This window comes from Desulfosoma profundi, from assembly GCF_055387865.1.
Map to the genome: position 1 here is coordinate 407686 of NZ_AP042420.1, position 24656 is coordinate 432341.

General features: G+C 57.8%; 21 protein-coding genes. 12 read left to right on the forward strand and 9 right to left on the reverse strand.

Annotation, left to right across the window (positions count from 1 at the left end; translation table 11 throughout):
• Nucleotides 1–539: 539 nt before the first annotated feature.
• Genes ACZ5K9_RS01775 through mutY form a run of 4 tightly spaced genes read right to left on the reverse strand, consistent with a single transcriptional unit; the run spans nt 540 to nt 4172 of the window.
• Entirely contained in the window at nt 540–854 is a 315-nt protein-coding gene (locus ACZ5K9_RS01775; protein ID WP_464272707.1) for a BON domain-containing protein, read from the reverse strand.
• Between the two features lie 53 nt (nt 855–907).
• The gene (locus ACZ5K9_RS01780; RefSeq protein ID WP_464272708.1) at nt 908–2095 is read right to left on the reverse strand and encodes a ChaN family lipoprotein; all 1188 of its coding nucleotides are present in this window, start codon (nt 2093–2095) and stop codon (nt 908–910) included.
• Nucleotides 2092–3048 (reverse strand): hypothetical protein, encoded by a 957-nt coding sequence (locus ACZ5K9_RS01785; RefSeq protein WP_464272709.1) that lies wholly within the window; start codon nt 3046–3048, stop codon nt 2092–2094. Before ACZ5K9_RS01785 ends, ACZ5K9_RS01780 begins: the two co-directional genes overlap by 4 nt.
• Complete coding sequence (gene mutY, locus ACZ5K9_RS01790; RefSeq protein WP_464272710.1) at nt 3045–4172, reverse strand: A/G-specific adenine glycosylase; 1128 nt, start codon at nt 4170–4172, stop codon at nt 3045–3047. Before mutY ends, ACZ5K9_RS01785 begins: the two co-directional genes overlap by 4 nt.
• A 199-nt stretch (nt 4173–4371) precedes the next feature.
• Here mutY and ACZ5K9_RS01795 point away from each other — a divergent pair, with 199 nt between their 5' ends.
• The 8 genes from ACZ5K9_RS01795 (at nt 4372) to ACZ5K9_RS01830 (ending at nt 14182) form a co-directional block, all read left to right on the forward strand.
• Entirely contained in the window at nt 4372–6876 is a 2505-nt protein-coding gene (locus ACZ5K9_RS01795; protein WP_464272711.1) for an ABC transporter ATP-binding protein/permease, read from the forward strand.
• Nucleotides 6851–7378: a Crp/Fnr family transcriptional regulator gene (locus ACZ5K9_RS01800; protein WP_464272712.1), complete on the forward strand. Its 528-nt coding sequence runs from the start codon at nt 6851–6853 to the stop codon at nt 7376–7378. The genes ACZ5K9_RS01795 and ACZ5K9_RS01800 overlap by 26 nt, the downstream gene beginning before the upstream one ends.
• A gap of 34 nt (nt 7379–7412) precedes the next feature.
• Nucleotides 7413–8252 carry a rhodanese-like domain-containing protein gene (locus ACZ5K9_RS01805; RefSeq protein WP_464272713.1) on the forward strand — a complete coding sequence of 280 codons (840 nt, stop codon included), beginning with the start codon at nt 7413–7415 and terminating at the stop codon, nt 8250–8252.
• 401 nt (nt 8253–8653) lie between these two features.
• Entirely contained in the window at nt 8654–9142 is a 489-nt protein-coding gene (locus tag ACZ5K9_RS01810; RefSeq protein ID WP_464272714.1) for a Crp/Fnr family transcriptional regulator, read from the forward strand.
• A gap of 41 nt (nt 9143–9183) precedes the next feature.
• Nucleotides 9184–9426: a hypothetical protein gene (locus ACZ5K9_RS01815; protein ID WP_464272715.1), complete on the forward strand. Its 243-nt coding sequence runs from the start codon at nt 9184–9186 to the stop codon at nt 9424–9426.
• 73 nt (nt 9427–9499) lie between these two features.
• Nucleotides 9500–10492, forward strand: a complete 993-nt coding sequence (locus ACZ5K9_RS01820) for a P1 family peptidase (RefSeq protein WP_464272716.1) — start codon at nt 9500–9502, stop codon at nt 10490–10492.
• A gap of 962 nt (nt 10493–11454) precedes the next feature.
• Nucleotides 11455–12780: an IS1380 family transposase gene (locus ACZ5K9_RS01825; protein ID WP_464272717.1), complete on the forward strand. Its 1326-nt coding sequence runs from the start codon at nt 11455–11457 to the stop codon at nt 12778–12780.
• A 400-nt stretch (nt 12781–13180) separates the two neighbouring features.
• Nucleotides 13181–14182, forward strand: a complete 1002-nt coding sequence (locus tag ACZ5K9_RS01830) for a hypothetical protein (protein ID WP_464272718.1) — start codon at nt 13181–13183, stop codon at nt 14180–14182.
• Between the two features lie 202 nt (nt 14183–14384).
• Here the strand turns inward: ACZ5K9_RS01830 and ACZ5K9_RS01835 are convergent, their stop codons facing one another.
• The 5 genes from ACZ5K9_RS01835 to serC form a co-directional block, all read right to left on the reverse strand.
• On the reverse strand, nt 14385–15362 hold the full coding sequence (locus tag ACZ5K9_RS01835) for a hypothetical protein (protein ID WP_464272719.1): 978 nt from the start codon (nt 15360–15362) through the stop codon (nt 14385–14387).
• Complete coding sequence (locus tag ACZ5K9_RS01840; protein ID WP_464272720.1) at nt 15331–16002, reverse strand: hypothetical protein; 672 nt, start codon at nt 16000–16002, stop codon at nt 15331–15333. Before ACZ5K9_RS01840 ends, ACZ5K9_RS01835 begins: the two co-directional genes overlap by 32 nt.
• Nucleotides 16003–16226: 224 nt before the next feature.
• Nucleotides 16227–16634, reverse strand: coding sequence for a hypothetical protein (locus ACZ5K9_RS01845; protein ID WP_464272721.1), 408 nt, complete (start codon nt 16632–16634; stop codon nt 16227–16229).
• Between the two features lie 461 nt (nt 16635–17095).
• Complete coding sequence (locus ACZ5K9_RS01850) at nt 17096–17956, reverse strand: PilZ domain-containing protein (RefSeq protein WP_464272722.1); 861 nt, start codon at nt 17954–17956, stop codon at nt 17096–17098.
• 271 nt (nt 17957–18227) lie between these two features.
• A complete protein-coding gene (gene serC / locus ACZ5K9_RS01855; protein WP_464272723.1) occupies nt 18228–19313 on the reverse strand; it encodes a 3-phosphoserine/phosphohydroxythreonine transaminase in 1086 nt (361 codons plus the stop codon).
• Between the two features lie 507 nt (nt 19314–19820).
• Between serC and ACZ5K9_RS01860 the strand changes: the two genes are divergently transcribed.
• From ACZ5K9_RS01860 to ACZ5K9_RS01875, 4 genes are all read left to right on the forward strand, one after another.
• Nucleotides 19821–20657, forward strand: coding sequence for a HesA/MoeB/ThiF family protein (locus ACZ5K9_RS01860; RefSeq protein WP_464272724.1), 837 nt, complete (start codon nt 19821–19823; stop codon nt 20655–20657).
• Nucleotides 20658–20756: 99 nt separating this feature from the next.
• The gene (locus tag ACZ5K9_RS01865; RefSeq protein WP_464272725.1) at nt 20757–21521 is read left to right on the forward strand and encodes an amidohydrolase family protein; all 765 of its coding nucleotides are present in this window, start codon (nt 20757–20759) and stop codon (nt 21519–21521) included.
• A gap of 311 nt (nt 21522–21832) precedes the next feature.
• Complete coding sequence (locus ACZ5K9_RS01870) at nt 21833–22387, forward strand: LemA family protein (RefSeq protein ID WP_464272726.1); 555 nt, start codon at nt 21833–21835, stop codon at nt 22385–22387.
• A 173-nt stretch (nt 22388–22560) separates the two neighbouring features.
• A complete protein-coding gene (locus tag ACZ5K9_RS01875) occupies nt 22561–24516 on the forward strand; it encodes a DUF2207 domain-containing protein (RefSeq protein ID WP_464272727.1) in 1956 nt (651 codons plus the stop codon).
• Nucleotides 24517–24656: the final 140 nt, after the last annotated feature.

The window sequence follows — 24656 nt, forward strand, 5'->3', positions numbered from 1 at the left end:
AAAGTCATTGCGGGTTCGGAACCGATGACTTCCAGCGTGCACGCATCAGCCGTTCCCTGAAAGATTCCCACAGAACCTCACAAAGGTATTGGTCCTGTCGGCGGACCAAGGCCTGACGAGGGGCAAAAAGCGACAAGGCAAAACCTGAGTCCGAGACGTCTTGCCACAGTCTCTTGCAGCGCCGGCCGGGAGAAATCACCCAGTTTATAAGCGCGAAGGACCCCTGCTGAGTTCATCTCATGCAGCCCATAGACCCAACCGGGGTGCATCGCACCCCCGGACTGCATTCCTTCTGATCACCCGAGACAGCACAGGACTGGCCCCCAAGAAAAGACTTCACCGTCTTCCGGGATTCCCGCACTATGCCGCGGCGCACGGTCGTATCGGGATTCGAATCAAAGCCTTGACCCTGCATTTCGGTCAGCTGCCCGCCGATGCCGACCGATTCCCCGCCGCGGCGCCTCCTTTCCCTGACGCGCACAGCGACTCACCGAATTGTCCCGAGGGACCCATACCGGCCAGCATTGTCAAGAAGCCGTTTACTTCTGAACTTTCAAGAGGCTCTTTACGGACTTCACTCCCTTGATCTGCTTGATCTTGGACACAATGCGGTCTTCCGCTTTCTTGTCGTTGATGAAACCTGTGAGCACCACGTTGCCCTTCGTCGTCGTGACATCAATCTTGAGGTACTGTGCGTCCGGGTCGTTAATGATGATGGCGTTGGCTTCCGTGGTGATGCTCGCATCGTCAATGTATTCGCCGGCCGTCTTTCCGGTGAGCGTTGTGCACGCCGAAAAAATCGCCGCACTCAAAAGCACCATGACCACGAATCCTGGCACTCTCTTCATTTCCATGACCTCCTGTCCTCTTGTGTTTGTCCCACTCTGCCGAAACGTCCCTCCTGCCGTCACTCCTCAAAGGCAACCGTAACTTCGAACGTGCTCTTGTCCCGCTCCACGGTGAAAACAACTTCCGCTGCCGACTCTTGAAAAAGGCGGTGCAAAGTTTCCAGCTCCCTGACGGTTTCGCCGTTGGCGGCACGGATGATATCCCCTGGGCGAAAGCCGGCCTGATCCGCGCGGCTTCCGGGGACGACTTCCAAGACCCTGAGCCCCTCACCGCCGGGATCCTTTTCCAGCCTCACGCCCAAACGCCGCCCATGTCCCGGGAACGGCTTTTCCGGCGCGGTCACCACGAGAAAGTCCCCCACCTCCGCCGTGACCTGTTCTGGGGCTTCATTGACGGCCACCGGCACCACGATGGCGTAGCGGTGTTCAATGCGTCGGCGGACCCGTTCAGGAATCCCAAATCTTTGATTCACATGGCCTTTGCCCGCCAGCACCACCACGTGATCGAGAGGTTCCTGAACCAGCCATACGGCCACCTTTTCCGCCATGGTCTCGTCCCAGACCAGCTGGGCCTCGTAAAAAGAAGTGAAATCTCGGATCCCCCCCGACACGTGGGTTGCGTACTCTTTTTGAATGTACTCCCGATGGGCCGCATCGTCCATGAAGAAGTGCCTCGCGATGGCGCCTCGTTCTTCGACGCCCAGAGACGATAGCCCTTGGCGTGACACCTTGCGCACAATGTTCGCCGGAGCATTCAAAGCCCGCATGGGAAGGCGTTTTTCTCGGGCCAGGGCAAAGATGGGACGATACAGAGAAAATGGAAACCCCCAATTCCCTTCCCAATCCACGGCCTCCAGAAAGGCCGCCTCTTCCATGTCCGTGTCCCCCCACCGGTCCAGGACCTCTTGAGCCGTGTGCGGGAGCATTTCCAGCCCCACACCGATTCTTCGCCCGCGCTCCCACAGCCTTTGGATAATGCGCCGTTGGACCTCGTGGTCGGCGGCCCGATCGTGCACCTCACCCACATAGACAACCCGGACCTTCTCCAAGGCACCCATGAGTTCGTCAAAAGAGAGCGCCCGCCCCGTGTGGAGATCCACGATCGTCTCGGGGGACAACCGGGGTGCCTCACCCTGAAAAGGCCGCTGGGGAAGGCGGGCCTCCGGTCCGGCACAACCAGCAAATGCAAGAATCATCAGGGACAGGGTGAGGATAACCCGCATGCGGGTTTGCATCTTCGGCCTCATGGCATCACCTTTCGAAGGTTCGTCGCATCCATGATTTTTCGGACATCTTCCGGGCTCTGTCGCCGGATCCACGGCCACAAATATTCACATGCCTCCCACGATAGGCCTCGCGTCCTGTGATAGGCGTCGGCTTCGTCGTCCGTGTGAGGATATGTCCCTGCGGTGGGTTCCATTTCCTCTTTATAGAGCAGTTTAATGTAAATCAGGCTTCGGGCAGCCAGCAGATCCAGCAGCGGCCCGCGCATCTTGGGGTGGAAAACCAAAAGGAGCGTGAGCCGATCCCCCGGTCCGAGAATTTGCTTCTTCCCAAGGCGATCCCGCGCCTCCCTTTGGAGCACAAAACACGGCCGAACCCTGACTTTGGACCCGATCCTCCGTTGCAAATCCCTAAAAAGTTTCCAGTGGATGTACCCGCACTCAACGTACATGGACTCCCCTGGTCTGTACACCGACGCCAAACCTTCGGCCCTCATGGCGTCTCTCAAAGCGATTCGGGCGGCATCCGCCCGGGCGAATCGAATCACCAGCCGGACCACGTCCGGGAAGGACGCCGTCAACGAGGTTGCATAAAAATGGAGGAGGGCGGCCGTCGCTTTTCTTTCTACATCATAGACAGCACGGGCAGGGTCTTCGGCATCCACCGCCTGGATATCCCCCCCGTCGGCAAAGAAATCATGAAGCCGGTAAAGATGTTCCATGAAAGGATCCACTTGGATCAGGCGTTTGCCCATGGCGTGGAGCCGACGATACATGAGGCAGCAAGCCTTGGCGAACCGGGGGAATTCGTAGTCGGCGCTGCCGAGATACTCCTCGATGGACATCTCGCCACGCAGCATGGCCTCAAAGCCGGCATGGGGCGGCTCTTCCAGAGCAATCACGGCGTGGCGGCGCATCAGGGTCTCCGCGTGCCCGAGCATTTCCAAACGATGTGTCGAAAATCCCACGGTAATCATGGGGTGACCACCCCCCGGGTCTGCAGGATCTCAATGAGACGCCGATTGGCTGCGGGAAACGCGAAGTGATCCAGAGCGTGGGGGGAAACCCACCGAGCCTCCACGGCCGAACGGAGAGTCAATTGCTGGTCTGGAGGGTCGAGGACACAGTGGAAGGCATGAAGGTGGACGCGAAACCGCGTGACGGCATGGCGGATTTCCGCCACCTTGGCCGTCACGCGGATGGTGACCCCGAGTTCCTCCCCAAACTCTCGCCGGACGGCGGCTTCGGGACATTCTCCGTCTTCCAGCTTGCCCCCGGGAAATTCCCACAAGCCCGCCATGAGGCCCCCAGGCGGTCTTTTTTGGATAAAGACTTTCCCCTGGTCCCAAAGCACCCCGATGGCCACCGTCACCTGCTCGGCGGGGGCTCGACGCCGCTTCACCGGCCTTTGCGACACCGTCCCCGCGGCGCAGGCCCGGCACCACGACGCCACCGGACAGGTATCGCAGCGCGGGCGTTTCGGTGCACATACCCTCGAACCCAATTCCATGACGGCCTGGTTGAATGCGCGAGCGCCCCCCTGAGGCATCCACCGCTGTAAGGCATCGCGCAGTACCTTTTCCGTAGAAGATGTGTCCACGGGTGCAGCGCAATCCAGGAGCCGAGCAGCGACGCGTTTCGCGTTGCCATCCAGAACAGGAATATCCCGACCGAAGGCCAAGCTGAGAATGGCGGCCGCTGTATACGGCCCGATGCCGGGAATGTTTCGCAAGGCCTTTTCATCGGAAGGAATTTCCCCTCCATGGCTTCCCACGATCCTTTCCGCGGCCGTTTTGATGTAGCGCACTCGGCTGTAATAGCCGAGCCCTTCCCACGCCTTGAGAAGATCGTCGAGGGAAGCGTCGGCAACGGCTCGAATATCGGGGAATCTCGCCATCCAGCGTTCAAAGTACGGCACCACTTTGGCGATCTGGGTCTGCTGAAGCATCATTTCGGATATCCAGACCGCATAAGGATCATAAGTCCTTCTCCACGGGAGCGGCCTTTGGTTTTGCTTAAACCACGCCACCAGCCTGGATCCAATGGGAGAGTCTTCAGAAATCTGGGAGCACAAAGGAACGGGAACGTTCGTTTTCACCATGGTCGATTCCTCCACGACTACCCTAAGATGTCACCTCTGTTTTGGAAAGATCTTCATCGGCGCCGGCCCGTTCGTTGACTTTTTCTTGCCACCGTGTTGTTTAAACGGCACAGTCCTCAAGGAACATCCCTGGGATTGCCACGGTTTTCGGAGCTACGCTCGGTGTCGGTTTTGGCGCTGCTTCAGGGGAGCCTCATCCATGATCCACAAGAAGCCGCTTTGGTATTGGGCCTTAACGCGCTGCCGAAGTCTCCAGGTGGTGCTCGTCATCCTCATCCTCTTCACGGTCTTTCTTCGCGTGTTCCCCCTGGAGATGCAAAAACGGATCGTCAACGACGCCATCCGGTTCGGCAAAATTCAGGCTCTGTATCTTTACTGCGCCCTGTACATGGGGGCGGTGTTACTGGCAGGGGTGTTCAAATACGCGATCAACGTGCTTCAAGGCTACATCGGCCAAAAAATCCTCTATGAACTCCGCACAGGACTGTATCGCCACATCATCCGCCTTCCCCTCCCCTTCTATCGCAGGACACCACCGGGCATGGTCATCTCGTCCGTCACCGGAGAACTGGCTTCTGTGGGCGATTTCCTTGGGGGCGCCATCGCCGTTCCGGCCGTGAACGTGCTCACGCTGGTTACCTTCGGCGCCTACATGTTCAGCCTGAACCCCTTGTTGGCCGTATTGAGCCTTGCCGTCTATCCCCTGGAAATCTTCCTGATCCCGAGGCTGCAGCATCGATTCAATCGGCTGAACAGCGAGCGGGTGAGCGCCACTCGAGAGCTCAGCAGTGTTGTCGGAGAAGCCATCAGCGGCATTCAGGAAATCCACGCCAACGCCGGCTACCATCTGGAAAGCCGGAAAGTGGACCGGCTCTCTCAAAGACTCCTCAACGTCCGCCATCGCATGAATCTCTATCGGTACGGGATCAAGTTCACCAACAATTTCTTCCAAAGCCTCGGGCCTTTCTTCCTCTTTCTCATTGGCGGCTATTTCAGCATCACCGGCCGTTTCAGCTTGGGCGCTCTCGTGGCTTTTCTTTCCGCTTACGAAAAGCTTTACGACCCTTGGAAAGAACTCATGGAGTTTTACCAAGGTTACCAGGACGCCCGCGTGGCCTACCACCGCATTCAAGAGGCCTTCGATGTGGAACCGGAATTTCCCCTGCAGCCTCAGGACCGCCCGCCCGTCGTCCTGAAGGGGGCCGTCCAGGTGGAAGATTTGGTCTTCGAGGTGGAAGACCGCGTGCGACTTCTGGATCAGGTGAGCCTACGGGTGGCGCCGGGCGAAAGAGTGGCCCTGGTCGGGCTTTCGGGAAGCGGCAAAAGCACCCTGGCCATGGTCATGGCCCAGTTGTACCGATACTCCCAAGGCCATGTGTATGTAGATCACTGGGAACTCAAGGACCTGACCAAGGCCGACATCACGCCCCACCTTGGTTTTGTGTCCCAATACCCTTTCATTTTCAGCGGGACCCTCAAGGAAAACATCATCTATGGACGCCAGTCCACCTTCTTCGAAAACTATCCCGACAAGGACCCTCACGGCGAAGAACCCGACCTTGACGAGATTCTTCGCGCCGTCGCCTCTGTGGGCCTCACCGACGATGTCCTCCGCTTCGGCCTCAACTCCGTGTTGGACATGCCCAAGGAAAGCCTGCTGGGGCACAGGATCATCGCCCTGCGCCGGCAGTTCTGGCTCCAATGGAGCGAGGCCCTCCAGGATACGGTGGAGTTTTTCGACATCGAGCGCTTCTTGGAATACAGTTCCGTCGCCGTGAACATTGTCTTCGGGTATCCCGTGGAAGGTGGGCGGCCGTGCGAGATTCTGCCGTCGCGCCCGAGGTTCCGCCAGTTCCTGAGACAGGTCGGCCTGGAAGAACCTTTAGTGCGCTTGGGTTTGGATGTGGTCAACCGCACCATCCCCCTCCTGCGGGATCTGCAAGACGACCCGTTTTTCTTTCGACAATCCCCCATTGCCTTGGAGGAAATGGAGGAATTCACCCACATTTACGAACAGTACGGCACGGCCCGGGTCGACCGCCTCCCGCCCCCCGTCCAGGACACCCTTGTCGCTCTCGCCCTTCGGGTGATCCCCGGCAAGCACAAGATGACCCTTGTGCCCCGGGAACTCCGGGAAGCCATCCTGAAATCCCGCGCCCTGTTTAAGGCTTATTGCACGGAACGGGACGCCGGGGCTTTCGTCTATTACACCGAGAATGCATATTTGAGCGGCCGCACCCTGTTGGAAAACATTCTTTTCGGTCGCCTGAAAGAAGAAGCCTCATGGGCATGGGCCCGAATCACCGAAGCCGTCGTGGACCTTCTCCACAAGGAAAACCTTTACGACACCATCCTGGAGATCGGCCTGGATTTTCAGGTGGGCAGCAAAGGCGATCGTCTTTCCGGCGGCCAGAAACAAAAAGTGGGCATCGCCCGGGCCCTCCTAAAGAACCCACGAATCCTCATCATGGACGAGGCCACCGCAAGCCTGGACATGGCGTCCCAAAATCGTATCCAGCAACTGTTGGACGAGGACCTCCGAGGTAAAGCCACCATCATTTCCGTGGCTCACCGACTGGAAACCATCCGGGACTACGACACCATTGCGGTGATGAAATCCGGCCGGATCGTGGAAATCGGGCGTTACGACGAACTCTTGGAAAGGAAAGGACTCTTTTATGAGCTGGTCCGCGGACACGCCTAACAACGGCTTGACTTCCCCGCACGAGGAGCCTCACTGCACGTGCGAGCTGGATGATAACCTGGAGTGGCTCCGAAAAACGGACGTCTTTTCGTCCATTCCGCTGGAACGCCTCAGGGTCTATGCCCTGATGTGCAACCGGAGGCGTTTCCCACGCGGCGAATTCCTCTTCCGCCAAGGGCAGCCGGACGACAAAGGCTATATTCTGTTGTCGGGGGTGGTTCAAATGGTCCGTCAATATGAAAACCATTCCGTCATCGTCCATGATCTCCACCCCGGCGCATTCTTTGGGGGCTTGGCTCTCCTGGCGGACATCCGAAGGCTCTTCGGAGCCCGAGCGGCCACAGACGTCGAGGTGCTCTACATCGAAAGGGAAGTTTTCCGAAAAATCCTCCGGCAATTCCCGGAACTGACGGAAAGAATCCTGGATGTCATGATCCGCCGGATCGTGATGATGGAAGAAAAGATCCTTGAGCGCCATCTCCATGAATGCGTCCTGGTGTGAGCGCGGACTGGGTCATGAGGGAGGAGAAACAGCCATGCCGGAAAAGAAAAAGTCGCCCGTGGTGGAACAGATGTTCATCGATGAACTCGACACGTATCGTGCCCAACACCGGGAAAGGGACTATGAACTCATTGACGTGAGGGAACCCGGGGAATACACGGCCGGTCACATCCCCGGCGCTCGTCTCATGCCGTTGAGTCGCTTCGAAGCCCTGGTCGGCCAACTGGACCCCGGCAAAGAATTGCTGTTTTACTGCGCCAGTGGAGGCCGTTCCATGGCCGCAGCGCTTCTCGCCGCGGAAAGCGACCGCCGTCCCGCCCGCGTGATCAACCTGCAAGGAGGCTATATGGCTTGGGATGGCAAAGAACTGGTCGGTCTTCCCAAGGTGCGCCTGTTCACCGAGAAGGCATCCCTGGTCGAAATGCTCCAGGAAGCCATCAACCTGGAAAAAGGAGCCTATCGGTTTTACAGCTTGTCGTCCCACGGACCGACGGCGTGGGCCGATACAGCTCGTCAGTTGGTCCAATGGGAACGCCGCCATGCCCAGTCGGTCTATCGGCTTTTGGAAGCCTGCCGAACCACGGAGCCAATCCCCCCTTTTGACGATCTCTTCGACTCCCTGCCGGGCGACATCTTGGAAGGCGGAGAATCTCTGGACGAGGCTGTGAAACGGATGGAAAGCCTGCCCGTCAATGCGTGCTTTTCTTTCGCCGAACTGGCTTTGGATATCGAATACCGGGCCTTCGATCTGTACCGAAACGCCGCTGCCCTCGCCAAGGACCCTCGGGCATCGGACACCCTGCGCGACCTTTCCGAACAGGAAAAAGCCCACGTCCGATTTATCGCCAAGGTGTTCAGCTCGTGTGAGGCCTAAGGCACAACCTTCAGCACACTCGGTTCAGCCCGCAAGCTTTTTTTAATCCGGGATCAAAACATTCCATGCCCACGGGCTCATGGGAGCTCTTCCAGGGATCGGTCCCGAATGCCCTCCGCTCCAACTGCAGCCCACCCCTTGATTTCGCGGGTGAATTTTGTTCCACTAAGATTCAAGAAGTTCCGTAAAGCGTTGATAAGGGGGCTGCCCATGACCGCACGATGTCCCAAAATGATCAGGCACCGCCCTGGAACGGGCCGTGAAAGGCTTGGGTTCCAGGGCGATCCGAAATCTCTTGAAGCCTGAAGCGCCGGCGCCGTCCGCTTACCGGCGGGTGAGGGAAAAGGATGATCGCGGCGCCGGCGGGACGTGAGATCCTCGGACAACAAGGAGGTGGGGTCATGTTTATCCAACAATCCGATCTTTTTCGGGACATGGACCATGATCTCGTGAAAGCGTTCATGGACATCAGCGAAAAACACGACGTGCGGGCCGGAGAAGTCCTGTTCCGCGAAGGTGACCCGGCGACCCACTTCTATGTGATGCTCAAAGGCACGATCAAGCTGTCCCTGAAAGAAGGCAGTTATGTGGCCTATTTGGTCAGTCGGCCTGGGGAAGTGTTCGGCTGGTCGAGCCTGTTCGATCGGGACACGTATTCCGCCACGGCGGAAGCGCTTACCGAAACACGACTGGTCAAGATGCCGGGGGAGCAGGTGAAAGCCGTTTTGGAAAAGCATCCTGAGAGCGCCATGCGCTTTTACCAAAGGCTGGGGAAAACCTTAGGAAACCGACTCCTGAAGAGCTATGAAGCCATTACGTCCGTCTCCCACGCCATGACCGCCGAATCCCACGGGACGGGACAGATCCTCACCATGGGTCCGGCCCACTGAAGCCGGGGCGCTCGGTTCGGTTGAGAATGCGGAGGCTCCGTATGCCTGGTGCCATTTCGCCCGACGAAGAGGATCGACGGGCCGCGCGTCGCTTGCAGCGCCTTGTGGACTTTGCCCTGGCGGTTATCCGCCAGGGTGACCTCCCCTTGGACGAGGTCCACCGTGTGGTGGAAGCCGTCCGTCAGTACGCCTACCGCCATTATCCCGACAAAAAAGAAACCTTCGAACTCATTTACACGCCTCGATTTCGCAGAGCGGTTGTGGAAAGATACGGTTTTCAGTAGAATCCGCGTCACGTTGTCCACCTACGACGGCAACGAAAAGACGGAAATCGGGACGCCGGGGAGGCTTTTTGTGATGGAAGTCAATGATACGCTGACCGCCGTCGGACGCCTCAAAGTCGGCCATGCGGATGCTTTCGGCGGGCGGTCAGGTTGCACCGTGATCCTTCCGGAAGAAGGTGCCGTGGCGGGGGTGGATATCCGCGGAGGAGCGCCCGGCACCTGCGGGACGGAAGGGTTACATCCCATCCATTTGGTCGATCGGGTTCACGGGCTGTTTTTGTCCGGCGGGAGCGCCTTTGGGATCGCCACGGCGGACGGTGTCCGCCGATTTCTTAAAGAACAAGGGCTCGGATTCCGGACGGAATACGGTGTCGTCCCGACAGTGGCGGGAGCTGTCATTTTCGACCTGGGAATCAACCAGGGCGGCCCGACACCCGATGCGGCTTTGGGTATGGAAGCCTGCCGAAACGCCCACACGGGGCCCGTGGCCCAAGGGTCGGTCGGTGCGGGTTGCGGAGCGACCATCGGAAAGCTCTTTGGACTCCGGTGCGCCACGAAAGGCGGGCTGGGTTCATCATTTTTGGAAACTCCTCGCGGCGTGCGCGTCGGCGCCCTAGTCGTGGTCAATCCTTTCGGGGATGTGGTGGAACCCCACAGCGGACGCATTCTTGCCGGATGCCGCCTCAGCCCGGATTCTCCAGAATTTGTCGGCACTGCCCAAGCCATGGCCCAGAGGGAACGGCTTCGGGGCTTTTCGGGAAGCGACAACACCGTCCTTGCCGTGGTGGCCACCAATGTGCGCCTCACCAAGACGGAACTCACCAAAGTCGCCCAAATGGCGCATGACGGTCTGGCGCGCGTGGTTGTGCCCTGCCACACGCAGGTGGACGGCGATACGATTTTTGCCTTGAGCACCGAAGAACGGGACCCCATAGATGTGAGCATTGTGGGGATGTTGGCCGCGCAGGTGGTGGAGAAGGCCATTGTCAGGGGAGTCCGGGCGGCCCGGTCTCGAGGTGGACTGCCCGCGGCCCACGACCTTTCGGAATATCCCGGAGCGGATTAGTTACTTAATCTCGCTTCTTTTAAAATGCCTGTTTGGAAAAGATCTGATCCTCGGGGACACCCTCCCACCGGGATGCTCTTTGGGTCCTTCGCGGTCATCGGGCCGCTGGAGTGCCGTGCCGAGGATTGACGGGATTCGCCCCTACAACTCAGACGCTCGGGGCAGTACGTCTTTTCCTTCCAGTTGCTGTCTTGCACGCGTTCACAACGTCGATTTATGGTTCGCCCGACAATGGCCTCCGGGTGGCAAGACAGGAAAGGAACACGGAAAGAACCCTGTCGGTGGCGTCCTCGGACAATAGAGGGAGGCTCCAAACCCGCCCACATGGGTACGGGACCATGTATGCCGGCCGAAGGGTATCCGCTTTGCGGCGACTTACTCGCGGCCGCACACCCTGATTTTCGCAGGAGATGAGCGATGCTTTGATCCAGTAGCCCAAATACGGTCGCACGAAGCCCCAAGGAATAAGTCTGTGTTCTAAAGATTCGGCCTGTTATTGGCCTGAATCCGTGCAATCCCCGCCGTCGCCATAAGGTTCTCTGGTCATATCGATGCCCGGCCCGGCAATGTTACCGTAGGGGCAGGCCCCGTGCCTGCCCTGAATCGGCCAAGTCCATGGGATCAGGACGCAGCCCGGTATCCTGGCGACCCCGAGGGTCGCCCCGACGAGGACACCTGCGCCGTGGATGGGGTTTGGATGACGATGCCCCTGAATCCTTGGAACGAGCCGGAGGTGGCTGACCCGGCGGCATCCGAACCGCTGCCCCTGCCAAGTGAAAATTTCATGGGAGACCCTACGGCATAAAGAAGTGGCAAGATCACCATGACATCTTTGGAAATACACCTTAATCCGTGAAATAGCGCCTATGCATAAAACTATTTTACTTTAGATATCTCATTGGATTTACATCTCATTTATGCTATAGGGTCTCCTGTCACATTTTCACCCGGCAGGTGAACTCATGAAGAAAATTGAGATCGAACAATCTTCGAAGGCCTTCTACAGCGGACACGCGGGCTTGGCCCTTGTGGGGAATCTGATCAACGGCTACACGAGCCTGTGCGAGCAGTTGGAAAAGGAAGTTCCAGGACGGCCGATGATCTCGCACGCGGATGTGGTCAAGACCTACTTGGGGCTTCTGTGTCTGGGCAAGAGTGACTTTGAAGCCGCTGCAGAGGTCGCCGGCGATGACTGGTTCAAAGAGGCTCTGGACATTCAGAAGGTCCCTTCGCAAGAAACTTTGCGGCAACGTGTGGACAAGCACGCGAGAGTTTTCGAACGTCTTGTCGGCGCAAGTAGCGTAGAATTGCTTGAGAGGACCCAGGTTCCCGTGACGGCGCTTTCCACGGGGCATGTGCCTTTGGACATGGATGTTTTCTGCCTGGACAATTCCGACACAAAGAAAGAAGGGGTTTCGCGGACGTACCAGGACGACGACGGATATGCGCCGATCGGGGCCTACCTTGGCCAGGAGGGATGGTGTGTGGGCCTGGAGCTTCGCCCGGGGTCTCAGCATTCTCAGAGTGGATTTGTTGACTTTTTGCGTAAGGTGTTGGTGCATGCGCGCAAGGTGACCTGCAAGCCCCTTTTGGTGCGAACGGACGCGGCTCATGATGCCCTGGAAACGCTTGTGGAGCTTCGCCGACACCCCAAGCTGAGCTTTATCATCCAATGGAATCCGCGCAGGGCCGACGTCCTTTCCTGGCGTGATCGGGCCTTCAGGGAAGGCCGTGTGAGTGAGCCCCGGCCCGGCAAGAAAGTGGCGGTCTTCAGCACGTGGGTGACGCGACACCATGAAAAGAGAACCTATCGGTTTCGGCTGGTGATCCGGGTCACCGAGAGGATATGGGATAGCGAGGGACAAATCTTGATCCGGCCTGATATCAAGCTGGAGGGTTGGTGGACGTCGCTTTCCGTCCCTGAAGATGAAGTCATCGGGTTGTACGAGAAGCGGGGTCTGAGCGAGCAGTTTCACAGTGAGATCAAGTCCGACCTGGACTTGGAACGATTGCCGTCTGGAAAGTTTGCCACCAATGCGCTGGTGTTGACCCTGGGCGGACTGGCTTACAACATTTTGCGCATCCTGGGGCAAAACGGGCTCCTGGGCCATTTTTCGCCCGTACGGCATCGGGCCAAGCGACGTCGCGTAAAGACCGTGATCCAGGAGCTGATCTATATGGCAGCGCGCGTGATCCGAAGCGCTCGTCGGCTGAAGCTCCAGTTTGGTCGGCATTGTCCCGCTTTTCACGCTTTTCGGAGTGTTTATCTGAAATTTTGCCCAGCGTAGGGATCGCCGCCGCAAAAGCCTGAAAGCTCCTCTGGCCATAAGGGGGTGAAGAGTGTCCGAAAATGTCTGAGATGGCATCGTCATGAGAGCTTTTCAGTCCTTGAAAAGGCGATGACCCGAAAAAGTGGCTGAATCAGGGCATCAATGAGCCCCAAAATGGGTTCCGAATCCATGCTCGTCAGTCCACCCAATCACACTTCACTGATTCAGGAATACAGTTTTGTGCATAGATTCAATCTTATGGATTCCGGTTTAAATCACGATCTTTTATATTGAAGTGATGAAAAGCCGGCAGGATGACTAGGACTCTCACGCTTGACAAGCTCCAGGGAAACAGGCAGATTTTGACTAAAAGGATAAAGATTGAAAAAAGTATCAGGCCGCCATAGTGAGGACGTATATGACTTGGTTTGAACGACTGACCGGCTTCCCTGAGGAATCTCCAGATCAGGTTCGGGCGAGTCTGTCGCTTGACGGCAACACCTTGAAATCTCGGGTGAATGGGAGAGCGTGGATATGCGGCGAGCTGGAAACTCCGTCCCTGGCTGAATTAAGAGCGAGTGTTCGTTCAGGCAAGCAGGCATCTGGAAGATTGGCAGTGCGCGAGGTTGTGGCGGATGTTCAGGACTTGCACGCAGACACATCAAATGCGGGAGCCCTGTTTCAGGTGGCTTCCCAGTTCAATCTCCTGGAGATGGTCTCTCCGGAGATCACGCCTGAACGAGGGGTCGGAATCTATGAGCATGATCCCACCCAGGGGCCGGCGTGCGCCATAGCGGCAGGCGCCGGGACGATCTACCGCAACTATTTTGCCGTTGTGAACGGACAGGTCGGTCAATCCGCACACAACCAAATCGATTGCCTGGCGGATGTTGGAGCTGCGTTGGGAAACCATGGAAATCGACTATGGGAAATGAAAAACGGGTATGCTCTGCCATCGCGCAACGGACTGGTGGAGATGGCAAAACGTCTCCGAGCAGCCACCGAAGACGAACTCGAAAAAATCCGCCAGAAGCTACGCATTGGCATGCAGTGGAATACACAGGTGACGCTCCGCGACTGCACGCACCTCGTCTCTCAGGCATACTGCTCTGCTTTGCCGGTTGCTTATTCGCCGCATCCAACTGAGCTCTGGAAAGACTTTGCGCAACTCATCCTCGAGGCGGCGTTTGAGGCGACCCTGTGTGCCGCAATCTTGAATGCAAGACGAAATGGCAACAACAGAGTGTTTCTCACGTTACTCGGCGGGGGAGCCTTCGGTAACCCCACCGATTGGGTCCTTGGCGCCATCCGGCGGGCCCTGCGCCTCTACAGAAATACCGATCTGGACGTCGCCATCGTGAGCTACGGCGGATCAAAGCCTTACGTCAAAGCATTGATAAGTGAAGACCACGGCAGATAACGGGAGCATCACACCGGGTTCCAGCCGACACCCACCGTGGGCGGCGGAACCTGCCGACTCCGCGTCTCGAGTGCGCTATCACACCCTTAAGACACCGCTCGGAATCTGAGGGAGAAGATTCCACCCCGTTTTTCGCTCCTCGAATCCTTTCGAGAATGCCGATCTTCGAATCAAGACGGTTTGCACTTTTGGACCGATATTATCAATATCCGCCTTCAACCTTTACCGAGAATTCCAGCCACTCAATCTTTGGGCACCCGTCTTCACCGGGCGCCAGCTTGAATTTCTCGATATGCAGCTCACCCCTGCCGAATCTTTCCACAGAACCGATATCCTCATCGAGGAAGGTTCTGCGGGAATCCGGCCCGCCTATGGTTTTGCCCACTTCCGGCGAAAAGATAAACTGTCGTGGGTTATCGGGACCGGAATCGGCATTGTAAGGCCGGTGGCGACACTCGGAAGGGTTTTTTAAAAAGTGCCAGCCCTCGATTTCACGGGGGTTGGGCATGCCATGGAACGGCGGGGTCAGGCGTGCCAAGTTCTCGTCCCGCCCCAATTCCCGGATCACCACGTCCCACCCGTCGGGTCTTGGCCTCAGGACGAACTCAAACCGTTGCCCGAACGCCCGCCGAAATTCTCTACCCGCTTCGACCCGCCCTGAAAATTGTTGGCTGAATCTGGGATAAATCCATCGGTTCTTGAACTCCCCCAGAGGCATTCTTTTAACATGATTCGCGTCCCCGTCTAGACTCCCGATCACTTCATCGCCTTCCACCTTCAGCCGGTATTCCCCGCAGTTGGATATGGCCCAGCCGCTTCCCGGTTTCGAACCTTGACCGTTCATGGCCAAAACCCATGTGCTCCCGATGGGAAAAAGGTCCATGGTCGGACGGCAATGCATGCCATCCCCCATCTGAACGGTCAAACCGGAATCGAGAAGACCGCCTTTGAGCAATTCCAGCACCTCGACATCCATGGTGGGGGATGAACCGGGATGATGCCGCAAAACTTTTCCGATGATCACCAACGGCGCGTCGCGGGCAACCGTCAGAAAGGCACCTTTCCAGGCGCAGGAACAGGCAGAGGCAGCATCGGCAACCATCAACCCCCACACAGCCCACAGATACAATCCCGCGATTCGTTTTCTTCTAAGGTTTGCCGCAGCCTTTGAGATAGACATGGTCTTCGGCCTCCATATCCTCGGCAATGCAGGAAATCAGGGGATGATGAAAAGATTTCGCCCGGCCGAGCGCTTCTTTGTAACGGGCGGCTAATAGCGGCCGGAGATCGTGATCCTTCCCGCGGTTGGCCGCCTCAAAGGCCGCCCGAAGCCGATGAGCGGTGAAAAGATATAAAAACGCGTCGATCCGTGTGCCGGGATGACTTTTCAGCCACGCATCCGTGAACTCAACTTCCCCCAGCGGCCCCTCAGTCATACCTTCCCATTCCAGGCACAGAGGCACAGCCCGTGCGAAGGCATGGGCCTCCTTTTGGACTTCGGCGCCGAAGAGGACAATCATCTGTTCTTCCAAATGACGCCTTCGATATTCTCGAGTCTTTTCCTGACCCGACGGCAACACGGCGGATAAAAGAAAGGATCCGGTTGGAATGGCCTTCAGGTATTGTTCCAGGCAGTCGTTTTTCCCATGGCTTTTCTTCCGAAGCATTTCTTTTATCGTCGGTGTGCCGAAGAAGACGGCAGACGAAAGAGAGATTCGGTCATCGGCCGCACCGACGCTTGCCGCTCCGAGAAGGCACAAGGACGCCGAGACGGTGACGCTCCTCAGCGCACGGCTCCACTTTTTCAACGGGCTTTGCATGCCTTTCCCTTCCCATGGTCTGAGTTTCCCTTGAATTCCGGGATAACGACCCCAATGAGCCCCGGCTTCGCGGCCATCGTGTTCGGCCTCGTGACAAAGCGATCGGTGTTCTCGACGGTCCGCCCGTGAACTCACTGTCTGGATAACAGACCGCCAGGACACGGAAACCGGATGGAGTCGGACTTCCAATAAGCTCGTTACAGAAGCTTCCCAGAGGGCAGGCGCTAGGACGCTTTGTCACGCACCCAGCGGATCATGCCCATGATGAGCACAGCGAGGCTTGCCCCTGAAAGAAAAGCGTAAAGCATGGAGCCGTTTAGTCTGTCGGCCTTGACTCTAGGCCAGTTGTTCAGACGAATCTTGACATCGTCCGAGGTCACCTTCACCGGCGTTCCCTTTTCATCGGCAATGTAAAGTTTTCCCTTTTCAATATGTTTTTGGATCGTGTCATTTTGAATGTAGAGTTCAAACGCCGTTCTGGATGCATCCAATGAGATCGCCAGGTCCATGGGAGTCCACCAGATGTTTTTGTTCCCTGAGGTGACGGAGAGATAGCCGCCGAGAAAGAACGATCCGAAAATCAATGTCCCGGCCAAACCGATGGTGAGCATTTCGTTAAATCTTCTTTTCATTGCTTTCTTCTTTCATATGATCGGCGTGAAGGTTTCTGACTATCCGGAGCATCGGTTCAGACCGGGCGGAAGCTCCTCAGGAGTGGCGCGCCATGGGGTCCGCATGGTTCAGAAGCTCGATCGTTCTCTGACGGGTGCCGAAAATTGGACCTGCCTGGATTCCTGGATCGTCTCCCCCGCAATGGGCGGTCCGTCCCGGCAGACCACCGAATCCCTCCCGGCCGGTCGGTGAAAAACGGTATCCTCGCCTGTTCGCCAGTTTCCCGAACGGGACGTCGGTCCCGGAGGTCTTTATGGATTCTCGGCATGCCAAAAGGCTGTGCATAAGAGCATTCTTTCGGGGATGGGCGGCACTGGTGTGGGGTTCACTGGAAGGGCCGGTCAAGAAGAATCATCGAGTGCGTGGCGGCCTCACCCCTGTGTGGTCTGTGGCAATACCTCAAGTCCTTAGGGCTCCGCGGTCAGGTTTCTTCCAGACCCTTGGCGCGCAGTTCTCGATCGATCTGCAGAATGCGCTTGGCGAGGTGTTCCTGCACGCGCTTTTCCATCCCCGAGAATTGTATGGCCACTTCCTGAGCGTTCCTCACCGGGCATTGGGGACCCGGGTCTTGGGTGCGGACCACGAAGGCGTGGAAGGCATGGGACATCTGATCCAGATGCAGCACAACCTCCACCCGCTGGCGAAACTGCAATGGAGGGCGGACGGTGGAAAGAAATCGAGCGCCCCCGGTGGAAATATCCAAAATGCTGACCCTTTGGCCGTCCACTTCCAAGGCGATGCCGCTCGTGATGGGGGGGCGGACACGATAGGCCATGCGCAAGTTGAACGGTTCCACGCCGCCCAAAGCCTTCAGGATCAGCGCTTGCACCGTTGTCCCTTTTCGGATGGCGTAGTTTTCTTTGAGCTCCACGATTTCGGCGGGCACTCCGTAGCGATTCTTGAATTCGCTTTCCCGAAGGACAAAGGTCACCGTGCACCGCCGGCCGATATGATCCGGTTTCAAATCGGGCGTGGGCCGGGACACCACCAATATGGCCCCGTCCACGTCATAGACCACGGCACGACGCGCGTCTATGACACCCCGATAGAAATCCACCCTGAGCACGATGTCGACGGCGATTCCGGGCTTTAACGCCTTCGCAGGGGATGGGGCTACCGCCAAACCTCCTTGACCTCTCTTACATCGTTCTGGAAGCGTCTCCGGGCACCACTGCGCCTTCTCGGTCCGACGTCGAAGACCCGCCAAAACGACCCGCTCGAAACGCCACCGCGGCCACGCCGAGGACGCCCCACCGGGTTCATCGCCGACGCCCGGGGCCATGATTCCGAGCTGGTCCCAGGGCGCCTCAAAACAAACCTTCGTCTACCCTGAGGACCGAGTCCCGAATAGATCGTCGGCATCGAAAATTCGTCAAAAAACATGACACCCGGGAGCGCCCACGGGCTCAGCCTTTCCCTTGAGCGGCACGGTGGCTCCTCCCGGGCGGGAAACACGGTGCGTGACGGGACTCCCCCACACCGTCCACAGCCGGGTAGGTCGTTCTCTTCTCTCTTCGGCAGAACTTGGGATTTCTTTACGGGAAATTCCCGAATCAGCCGTTTCGTTGCACGAAATCTTTCATGAATTCCACCAGTGCCCGCACTCCCTCCACCGGCATGGCGTTGTAGAGCGACGCTCGGCATCCCCCAACGGAGCGATGGCCCTTGAGGCCGCCTAACCCGGCTTTCTGGGCCTCGTCGATGAATTTCTTTTCCAGTTCCGCCGTCGGCAACCGGAACGTCACATTCATCCATGAGCGGGAATCGGGTTGTGCCGTGCCCCGATAAAAATCCTGGCTGTCCAGGTAGTCGTACAATAGAGCGGCTTTTTCCCGGTTGATGGCTTCCATCTTGGCCAACCCGCCGACCTGCTCTTCAAGCCATTTGAGCACCAATTCCACCATGTAAATGGCAAAACAGGGTGGAGTATTGTACAGGGAATTTTTCTCGGCATGGGTGGTGTATTTGAGCATGGTCGGGAGATTGCCCGGCACGCGCTCCAGCATGTCCTGGCGAATGATGACCAAGGTCACACCGGCGGGGCCGATGTTTTTCTGCGCTCCGGCATAGATCAGCCCAAAGGGAGCCGGATCGAACACCCGGCTGAAAATATCCGAGGACATATCACTCACCAGGGGCACGTTGCCCGAATCCGGGAATGTCCGATACTGGGTCCCCCGGATGGTGTTGTTGGAGGTGATATGGAGATAGGCCGCATCGGTGTTTACGGGAATATGTTTGGGAATGTAGGTGAACTCTTGGTCTTCCGAAGAGGCGACGACACGGACGGGATTCCCCAGGATGCGAGCCTCTTTGATGGCCTTGGTGGACCATGTGCCCGTATCCACGTAGTCGACCGGGGCGCCGTTGGGGGCCAAGTTCATGGGCACAAGGGCAAATTGCAGACTCGCCCCGCCTTGCATAAAAAGAACCTGGTAGCGATCGTCCAAACCCAAAAGACGCTTCACCCGCGCAATCGCCGACTGGAGCACCGCTTCGAATTGGGCGGAGCGGTGGCTGATTTCCAGAATGGACATGCCCGAGCCTTTGTAATTCAGGAACTCTTCTCGTGCTTCCTCCAATGCGGGAAGCGGCAGCATGGCAGGACCGGGATTAAAGTTGTAAATGCGGTGCATCATGGCTTTCCCCTCCGTTTGGCAACCCGCAACACGGGCGTCGATGCAACGAGCCGTCGCCAAATTCCAGCATGCCTGAAATCTTCGACTGTTACGTCATGACCGCCCGAGGCTACCGACGGCCCTTCCTTTTGTCAATGCCGTTTTCCCCCGTTTCTATGACCCAAGAGCCTTGGATTCCGTCAAGCCCTGTGGTAGCTATCAGGACGGGAAAACGGCCCCACGGCGCCACAGTCTCATCAGGAATGGCAAATGGTCTGGGCATGGGCGCCCCGGGGTTTGATACCGGCTCTTCCATCCAACAACCCTGAGGGACGAACGGATATGTCCGCGGGGATGATTCGGGGCGCGGCGGCGTCACCGTTCGGCGGCATCGGAAAGGTTTTTCCTCCGATGGTAACGTTCATGGGTATCCTCCATTCCACGCGGACGCGCGGGACACCTCCCCCCATGAAACCCAGCCCAAGCCTCTTCGGCCAAACCTATTGAACTCACTGCGGGAGGTTTTTCGTGAAGGCGCTCCACGCAAGCACGAAAGTCGTTGCCTACGGAGGCAAAGATATTCAGGTGATTGAAGATGAAGATCTTCTGGGATGGGCCGAGGCAAAAAGCCTGTCGCCATGGGAAGCCCATCGACAAGCCCTTCAAGAGGGGCTCCTGCCCGCCAGGTACCTGAAGAACCTCTGGGCTCTGACCCTTGAGGATCAAAAAGCTCTCGCCGAATCCACGGGGCTTGTGTGCGGTTGCGGCGGACTCGGCGGCGTCGTCGCCCAGCTTCTGGCTCGAGCGGGCCTCGGGCACTTGGTCCTCTGCGACAGCGATGTCTTCTCCCCTTCAAATCTCAACCGCCAGTGGTTCGCCCACACGGCCACGATGGGTCGTCCGAAAGCCCTGGCTGCCGCCGAGGAGTGCCTTCGGATCAATCCCTTGATCCGGGTCACTGCTTTTCAGGAGGCCTTTACCGTCACCAACGCCGACGCAATACTCAGTGGATGCCACGTGGCCGTGGATGCCTTGGACAATTTGGAAACCCGTTTTGTCCTCGAAACCGCCTGCCGCCGCCGGGCTTTACCCTGGGTTCACGGCGCGGTTGCGGGATGGTTCGGGCAGGTGAGCACCTTTCTTCCGTCGTCTTCCGTGGGTCTGGAGGCCATTTACGGCACCCGTCGGCACCGCTCCGATATCGAGCAGGATTTGGGTGTCCTCGGACCGACCCCCGCCGTCATTGGGAGCCTTCAGGCCCTGGAAGTCCTGCGCCTGCTCACGGGACGGACTCCGGCATACGTCGGACGACTTCTCTATTTCGACGGAGAAACCGGCTCTGCACACCTCATCCCGCTGGGCTAGACTCTTTGGCTCGGAAAGCATGAGCCAAAGCCGCCCCTGTGGACGCCCCCTCTTTGAGGCTTTTCTGTAGTCAATGAGTCGAGGAGGAAAGGAGCGACCGTGAAAACCGTCGAGGTCATCGACGCCCATGTGCACTGCGGCATCCAGGACCGCAGCCCACCCCAGGATTTCGACAGCTACGTCCGCGAAGTCGTCGGGAGCCCTATCCGATCGGCTGTGATGTTTGCTCCCGTCGCCGAAATCTATGACCGGTGGGATCCCCTTTTTGTGGACACTCCTCGGTGGCAGGAAAGGAGATCGGCAGCCAACGCCTACCTTTTGCACATTGGGGACCATCGGCTCAAAGTGATCCCCTACTTCTTTATTTGGAATGATTTTGCCGTCGAGCAGCTCAGCGCGGAGTATCAGGGCGTCAAATGGCACCGCCATGCCGACGAACCTGTCTATCATTACGCAAACCCCCGGTGCCAGACGGCTGTTGCGGAAATCCGCCGTCGAAACCTTCCGATCGTCTTGGAGGAGGAGCTCTCCAACACGCTGCGCTTTCTCGACGAATGGGGTGTCGGAACCCGGATCGTCATTCCCCACTTGGGCATGCTGAACGGCGGATACCGCGCTTTGAAGGACCGGGGCATCTGGAGCCGACCCAACGTGTGGGCCGATACGGCCTTGGCCGACACGACGGTCATCCAGGACTATATCGCGTCCTTCGGCACGCAACGGCTCCTGTTCGGTTCGGACTTCCCTTTCGGGGACCCTCTTCGTGAACTTGAGAAAATTCGAAGACTCCACCTGCCCCCAGAAGTGGAAAGCGCCGTGCTGGGAGAGAACCTTCTGAGAATGCTTTCGGAAAACCGTCTCTGAGACACCCCGATTTCGTCGGGCGCCGCGGGACGGGGGAGGCAGGGGCGACTCCTTCGCGGCGCAACGGCCGCCTGAAAAGACCCCATGCTGAGGCATGACAGACAATGATCTTGACATTATTCTCAAAGGTAATGACAGGAAAAATGAAATTGCGGACCGCAGAAAACGTGTATCACGGCGTGATGGACAACAACCACTATGGAAAAGCAGACCCTTTCGAGTCGGTGGGAGCGTCGCCGCGGTCTGCACACCAGCAACAGCGCACAGGGCGCATGGTTTTTCGGCTTCCGTGGTGACGAAAAGGGGGTCTTATGCTCGGTTGGGTTGGCGTTATCGGAGCGATTGTGCTCGCCGGGATTTTCGCCGTGGCCGTTTACAACCGGTTGGTTCGGGCGAAAAACCTCGTGGAAGAAGCCTGGAGTGGGATCGATGTGCAGCTGAAGCGCCGCACAGACCTCATCCCCAATCTGATTCAGACCGTAAAAGGCTACATGCAGCATGAGCGGGGTGTCCTGGACCAGGTGACGACGCTCCGCGCCAAAAGTCTGGCCGCCGCTTCCGTGGGGGAACGGGCGTCGGCCGAAGGGGCCATGAGCCGCGCTTTGGGAGCCCTCTTCGCCGTGGCCGAAAATTACCCGGACCTTAAGGCCAACCAAAACTTTCTGGAACTTCAAAGGTCGTTAAGCGACATCGAGGATCAGATCCAACTAGCCCGGCGCTATTACAACGGGACCGTGCGGGATTTGAACATTCTCATCGAGAGTTTTCCCAGTAATCTCTTTGCGTCGCTTTTCAGGTTCCGCAAGGCCGTCTTCTTCGACGTGGCGGATGAGGACAGGGCCGTCCCCAAGGTCAGCTTCGCGTGAGATTCCTTCCGAAGCCCCTTTTGAGGGAGTTCGAGCGGCGAATGTGCCGGTACGGGCATCGCCGCCCCATAAGTCTTCCCGACATGTTCGGCGTGACCATCGGGCCCACCGACCTCTTGGGGAAAAAGATCGCCGGGGCCCTCTCCTCAACGTCTTCCCAAAGGAGTTGCACCATGAAACCGCGACTGGCCTTTGTCCTCTTATGCGGTGTGCTACTCGGGTACGGAGCTCTTCTGACGAGTTCCGACACGGCGTGGGGAGCTGCGGACGAGAGGATCCTGGATTTCAGGAGTGACATCGTCGTGCATGAGGACTCCAGCCTCATCGTCAAGGAAACCATCACGGTCCGGGCTCTCGGTCAAACCATCCAAAGAGGCATCGTGCGGGATTTCCCCACAGCCTACAAGAGCGTTTTCGGCCACCGGGTTCAGGTGCCTTTTGAACTCGTTGAGGTCCGGCGGGACGGTCGCTTCGAGCCCTACCACACGCGACAGGACTCCACCGGGATAAAAATCTATATCGGGCAAAAGGACGTGCCCATTGCTCCTGGGGTTTACACCTACGAGATCACCTACCGCACGTCGCGTCAGCTGGGTTTTTTTAAAAACTATGACGAGTTGTATTGGAACGTCACCGGCACGGGCTGGACCTTTCCCATCGATCATGCCGCAGCACGGATCCAACTGCCCCCAGGTGCCGGTGTTGTCCAACACGCGGGTTATACGGGCCCCAAGGGCGCTCAAGGCCAGGACTTCCACTTCGTCGATCACGGGAGCGGAACGGTTTTTTTTGAAACCACCCGGCCTCTTGATGTCGGCGAAGGGCTGACGGTCGCCGTCGCCTGGCCGAAGGGCTTTGTCCTGGAACCCACCCCGAAGGAAAAGGTCCTCACCCTGCTCAAGGAAAATCCGGGTGCCCTTTTCGGGTTTTTGGGGCTGGTTCTGGTGGGCGGCTATTATCTGGTAGTATGGTTTCGGGTGGGCAGAGACCCGGAAGCGGGCACCATTATCCCTCTTTTTGAGCCGCCCCAGGGATTGTCGCCCGCGGCCGTGCGTTTCCTCCGAAAGATGGACTTCGACACCAAAACGTTTGCCTCGGCGGTGGTGAACATGGCCGTCAAGGGCCACTTGGAGATTCGCGAAGAAGACGACACATACACCTTGGTGAGGAAAGCGGGGAAAAAAGACGGACTCACACCGGCAGAAAATAAGATCTTGGAGGCGCTCTTCGGCCCTGGAGGCATTGGAGAAATCACCTTGCGGAACACCCAGGCCTCAAAGTTTAGGAAGGCCCTGGATCAATTGGACAAGACCCTTTCCCGCGAATACGAAAAAACCTACTTTGTCAAAAACACGAAGTACATGATCATCCCTCTCGTGCTGTCTCTGGGAATCCTCGCCGTGGTCATTTTTTATGCCCCTCAGCCGGTTGTGGCAGCCTTTCTGGCCATCTGGTTAAGCATCTGGTCTTTGGGATGCACCCTGTTGACGTTCAAGGTCATTGCGTCATGGAGGGCGTCTCGTCACGGCGGAATGTCCCGTCGAGTTCTGGGAAAATTCTCAGCGGCCGGCACGACCCTGTTCGCCCTCCCTTTTTATGCCGGAGAAATTGTGGGGGTGGCAATCTTCGCCTACAGTGTCTCCCTCCTGGGTGCCTTTCTTTTGGCGGCATTGGGTGGATTGCACGCCGTTTTCCATCACCTGTTGAAAGCGCCCACGCATCTCGGCCGAAAAATTCTCGATCAGATCGAGGGGTTCAGGATGTATTTGAGCATCGCCGAAAAGGACCGTCTGGGGATTCTCCACCCGCCTGAAAAGACGCCGCAGCACTTCGAGAAAATGCTCCCTTATGCCTTGGCGCTGGATGTGGAACAAGAATGGTGTGAGCAGTTCGCCGACGTCCTGGAAAAAAGCAGCACCCTTCGACGCCCCTACCGCCCGACGTGGTACCACGGGAGCGATTGGTCCAGATTTGGAACACAGGGGCTGGTCTCGTTTACCCAAAGTTTGGGAGACGGACTTGCCGGCGCCATCTCTTCGGCAGCAACTCCTCCGGGATCCCGATCCGGATCGGGAGGCGGCGGATCCTCGGGCGGCGGCGGGGGCGGTGGAGGCGGCAGCGGGTGGTGATTCTTGCCCTGCCGCGTTCCTGGCCCGATTTGGGGATGCTTCAGGGACTGTCCCGCATGGTTTTTCCTCAACCCGTTACCCACGGTGAGCAGATGGCGTTTCGGAGCACGTGGAGGTCAAAGACGTAGAAAGCCTTAGTT

Excerpts from the sequence above, each read along its gene's own strand:
- ACZ5K9_RS01785 (WP_464272709.1), bottom strand. The coding sequence starts at position 3,048 with ATGATTACCGTGGGATTTTCGACACATCGTTTGGAAATGCTCGGGCAC.
- ACZ5K9_RS01845 (WP_464272721.1), bottom strand. The coding sequence starts at position 16,634 with ATGAAAAGAAGATTTAACGAAATGCTCACCATCGGTTTGGCCGGGACA.
- serC (WP_464272723.1), bottom strand. The coding sequence starts at position 19,313 with ATGATGCACCGCATTTACAACTTTAATCCCGGTCCTGCCATGCTGCCG.
- ACZ5K9_RS01830 (WP_464272718.1), top strand. The coding sequence starts at position 13,181 with ATGACTTGGTTTGAACGACTGACCGGCTTCCCTGAGGAATCTCCAGAT.
- ACZ5K9_RS01875 (WP_464272727.1), top strand. The coding sequence starts at position 22,561 with ATGAAACCGCGACTGGCCTTTGTCCTCTTATGCGGTGTGCTACTCGGG.
- ACZ5K9_RS01835 (WP_464272719.1), bottom strand. The coding sequence starts at position 15,362 with ATGTCTATCTCAAAGGCTGCGGCAAACCTTAGAAGAAAACGAATCGCG.
- ACZ5K9_RS01805 (WP_464272713.1), top strand. The coding sequence starts at position 7,413 with ATGCCGGAAAAGAAAAAGTCGCCCGTGGTGGAACAGATGTTCATCGAT.
- ACZ5K9_RS01800 (WP_464272712.1), top strand. The coding sequence starts at position 6,851 with ATGAGCTGGTCCGCGGACACGCCTAACAACGGCTTGACTTCCCCGCAC.
- ACZ5K9_RS01870 (WP_464272726.1), top strand. The coding sequence starts at position 21,833 with ATGCTCGGTTGGGTTGGCGTTATCGGAGCGATTGTGCTCGCCGGGATT.
- mutY (WP_464272710.1), bottom strand. The coding sequence starts at position 4,172 with ATGGTGAAAACGAACGTTCCCGTTCCTTTGTGCTCCCAGATTTCTGAA.
- ACZ5K9_RS01775 (WP_464272707.1), bottom strand. The coding sequence starts at position 854 with ATGGAAATGAAGAGAGTGCCAGGATTCGTGGTCATGGTGCTTTTGAGT.
- ACZ5K9_RS01825 (WP_464272717.1), top strand. The coding sequence starts at position 11,455 with ATGAAGAAAATTGAGATCGAACAATCTTCGAAGGCCTTCTACAGCGGA.
- ACZ5K9_RS01820 (WP_464272716.1), top strand. The coding sequence starts at position 9,500 with ATGGAAGTCAATGATACGCTGACCGCCGTCGGACGCCTCAAAGTCGGC.
- ACZ5K9_RS01810 (WP_464272714.1), top strand. The coding sequence starts at position 8,654 with ATGTTTATCCAACAATCCGATCTTTTTCGGGACATGGACCATGATCTC.
- ACZ5K9_RS01850 (WP_464272722.1), bottom strand. The coding sequence starts at position 17,956 with ATGGCCCCGGGCGTCGGCGATGAACCCGGTGGGGCGTCCTCGGCGTGG.
- ACZ5K9_RS01815 (WP_464272715.1), top strand. The coding sequence starts at position 9,184 with ATGCCTGGTGCCATTTCGCCCGACGAAGAGGATCGACGGGCCGCGCGT.
- ACZ5K9_RS01840 (WP_464272720.1), bottom strand. The coding sequence starts at position 16,002 with ATGCAAAGCCCGTTGAAAAAGTGGAGCCGTGCGCTGAGGAGCGTCACC.
- ACZ5K9_RS01795 (WP_464272711.1), top strand. The coding sequence starts at position 4,372 with ATGATCCACAAGAAGCCGCTTTGGTATTGGGCCTTAACGCGCTGCCGA.
- ACZ5K9_RS01780 (WP_464272708.1), bottom strand. The coding sequence starts at position 2,095 with ATGAGGCCGAAGATGCAAACCCGCATGCGGGTTATCCTCACCCTGTCC.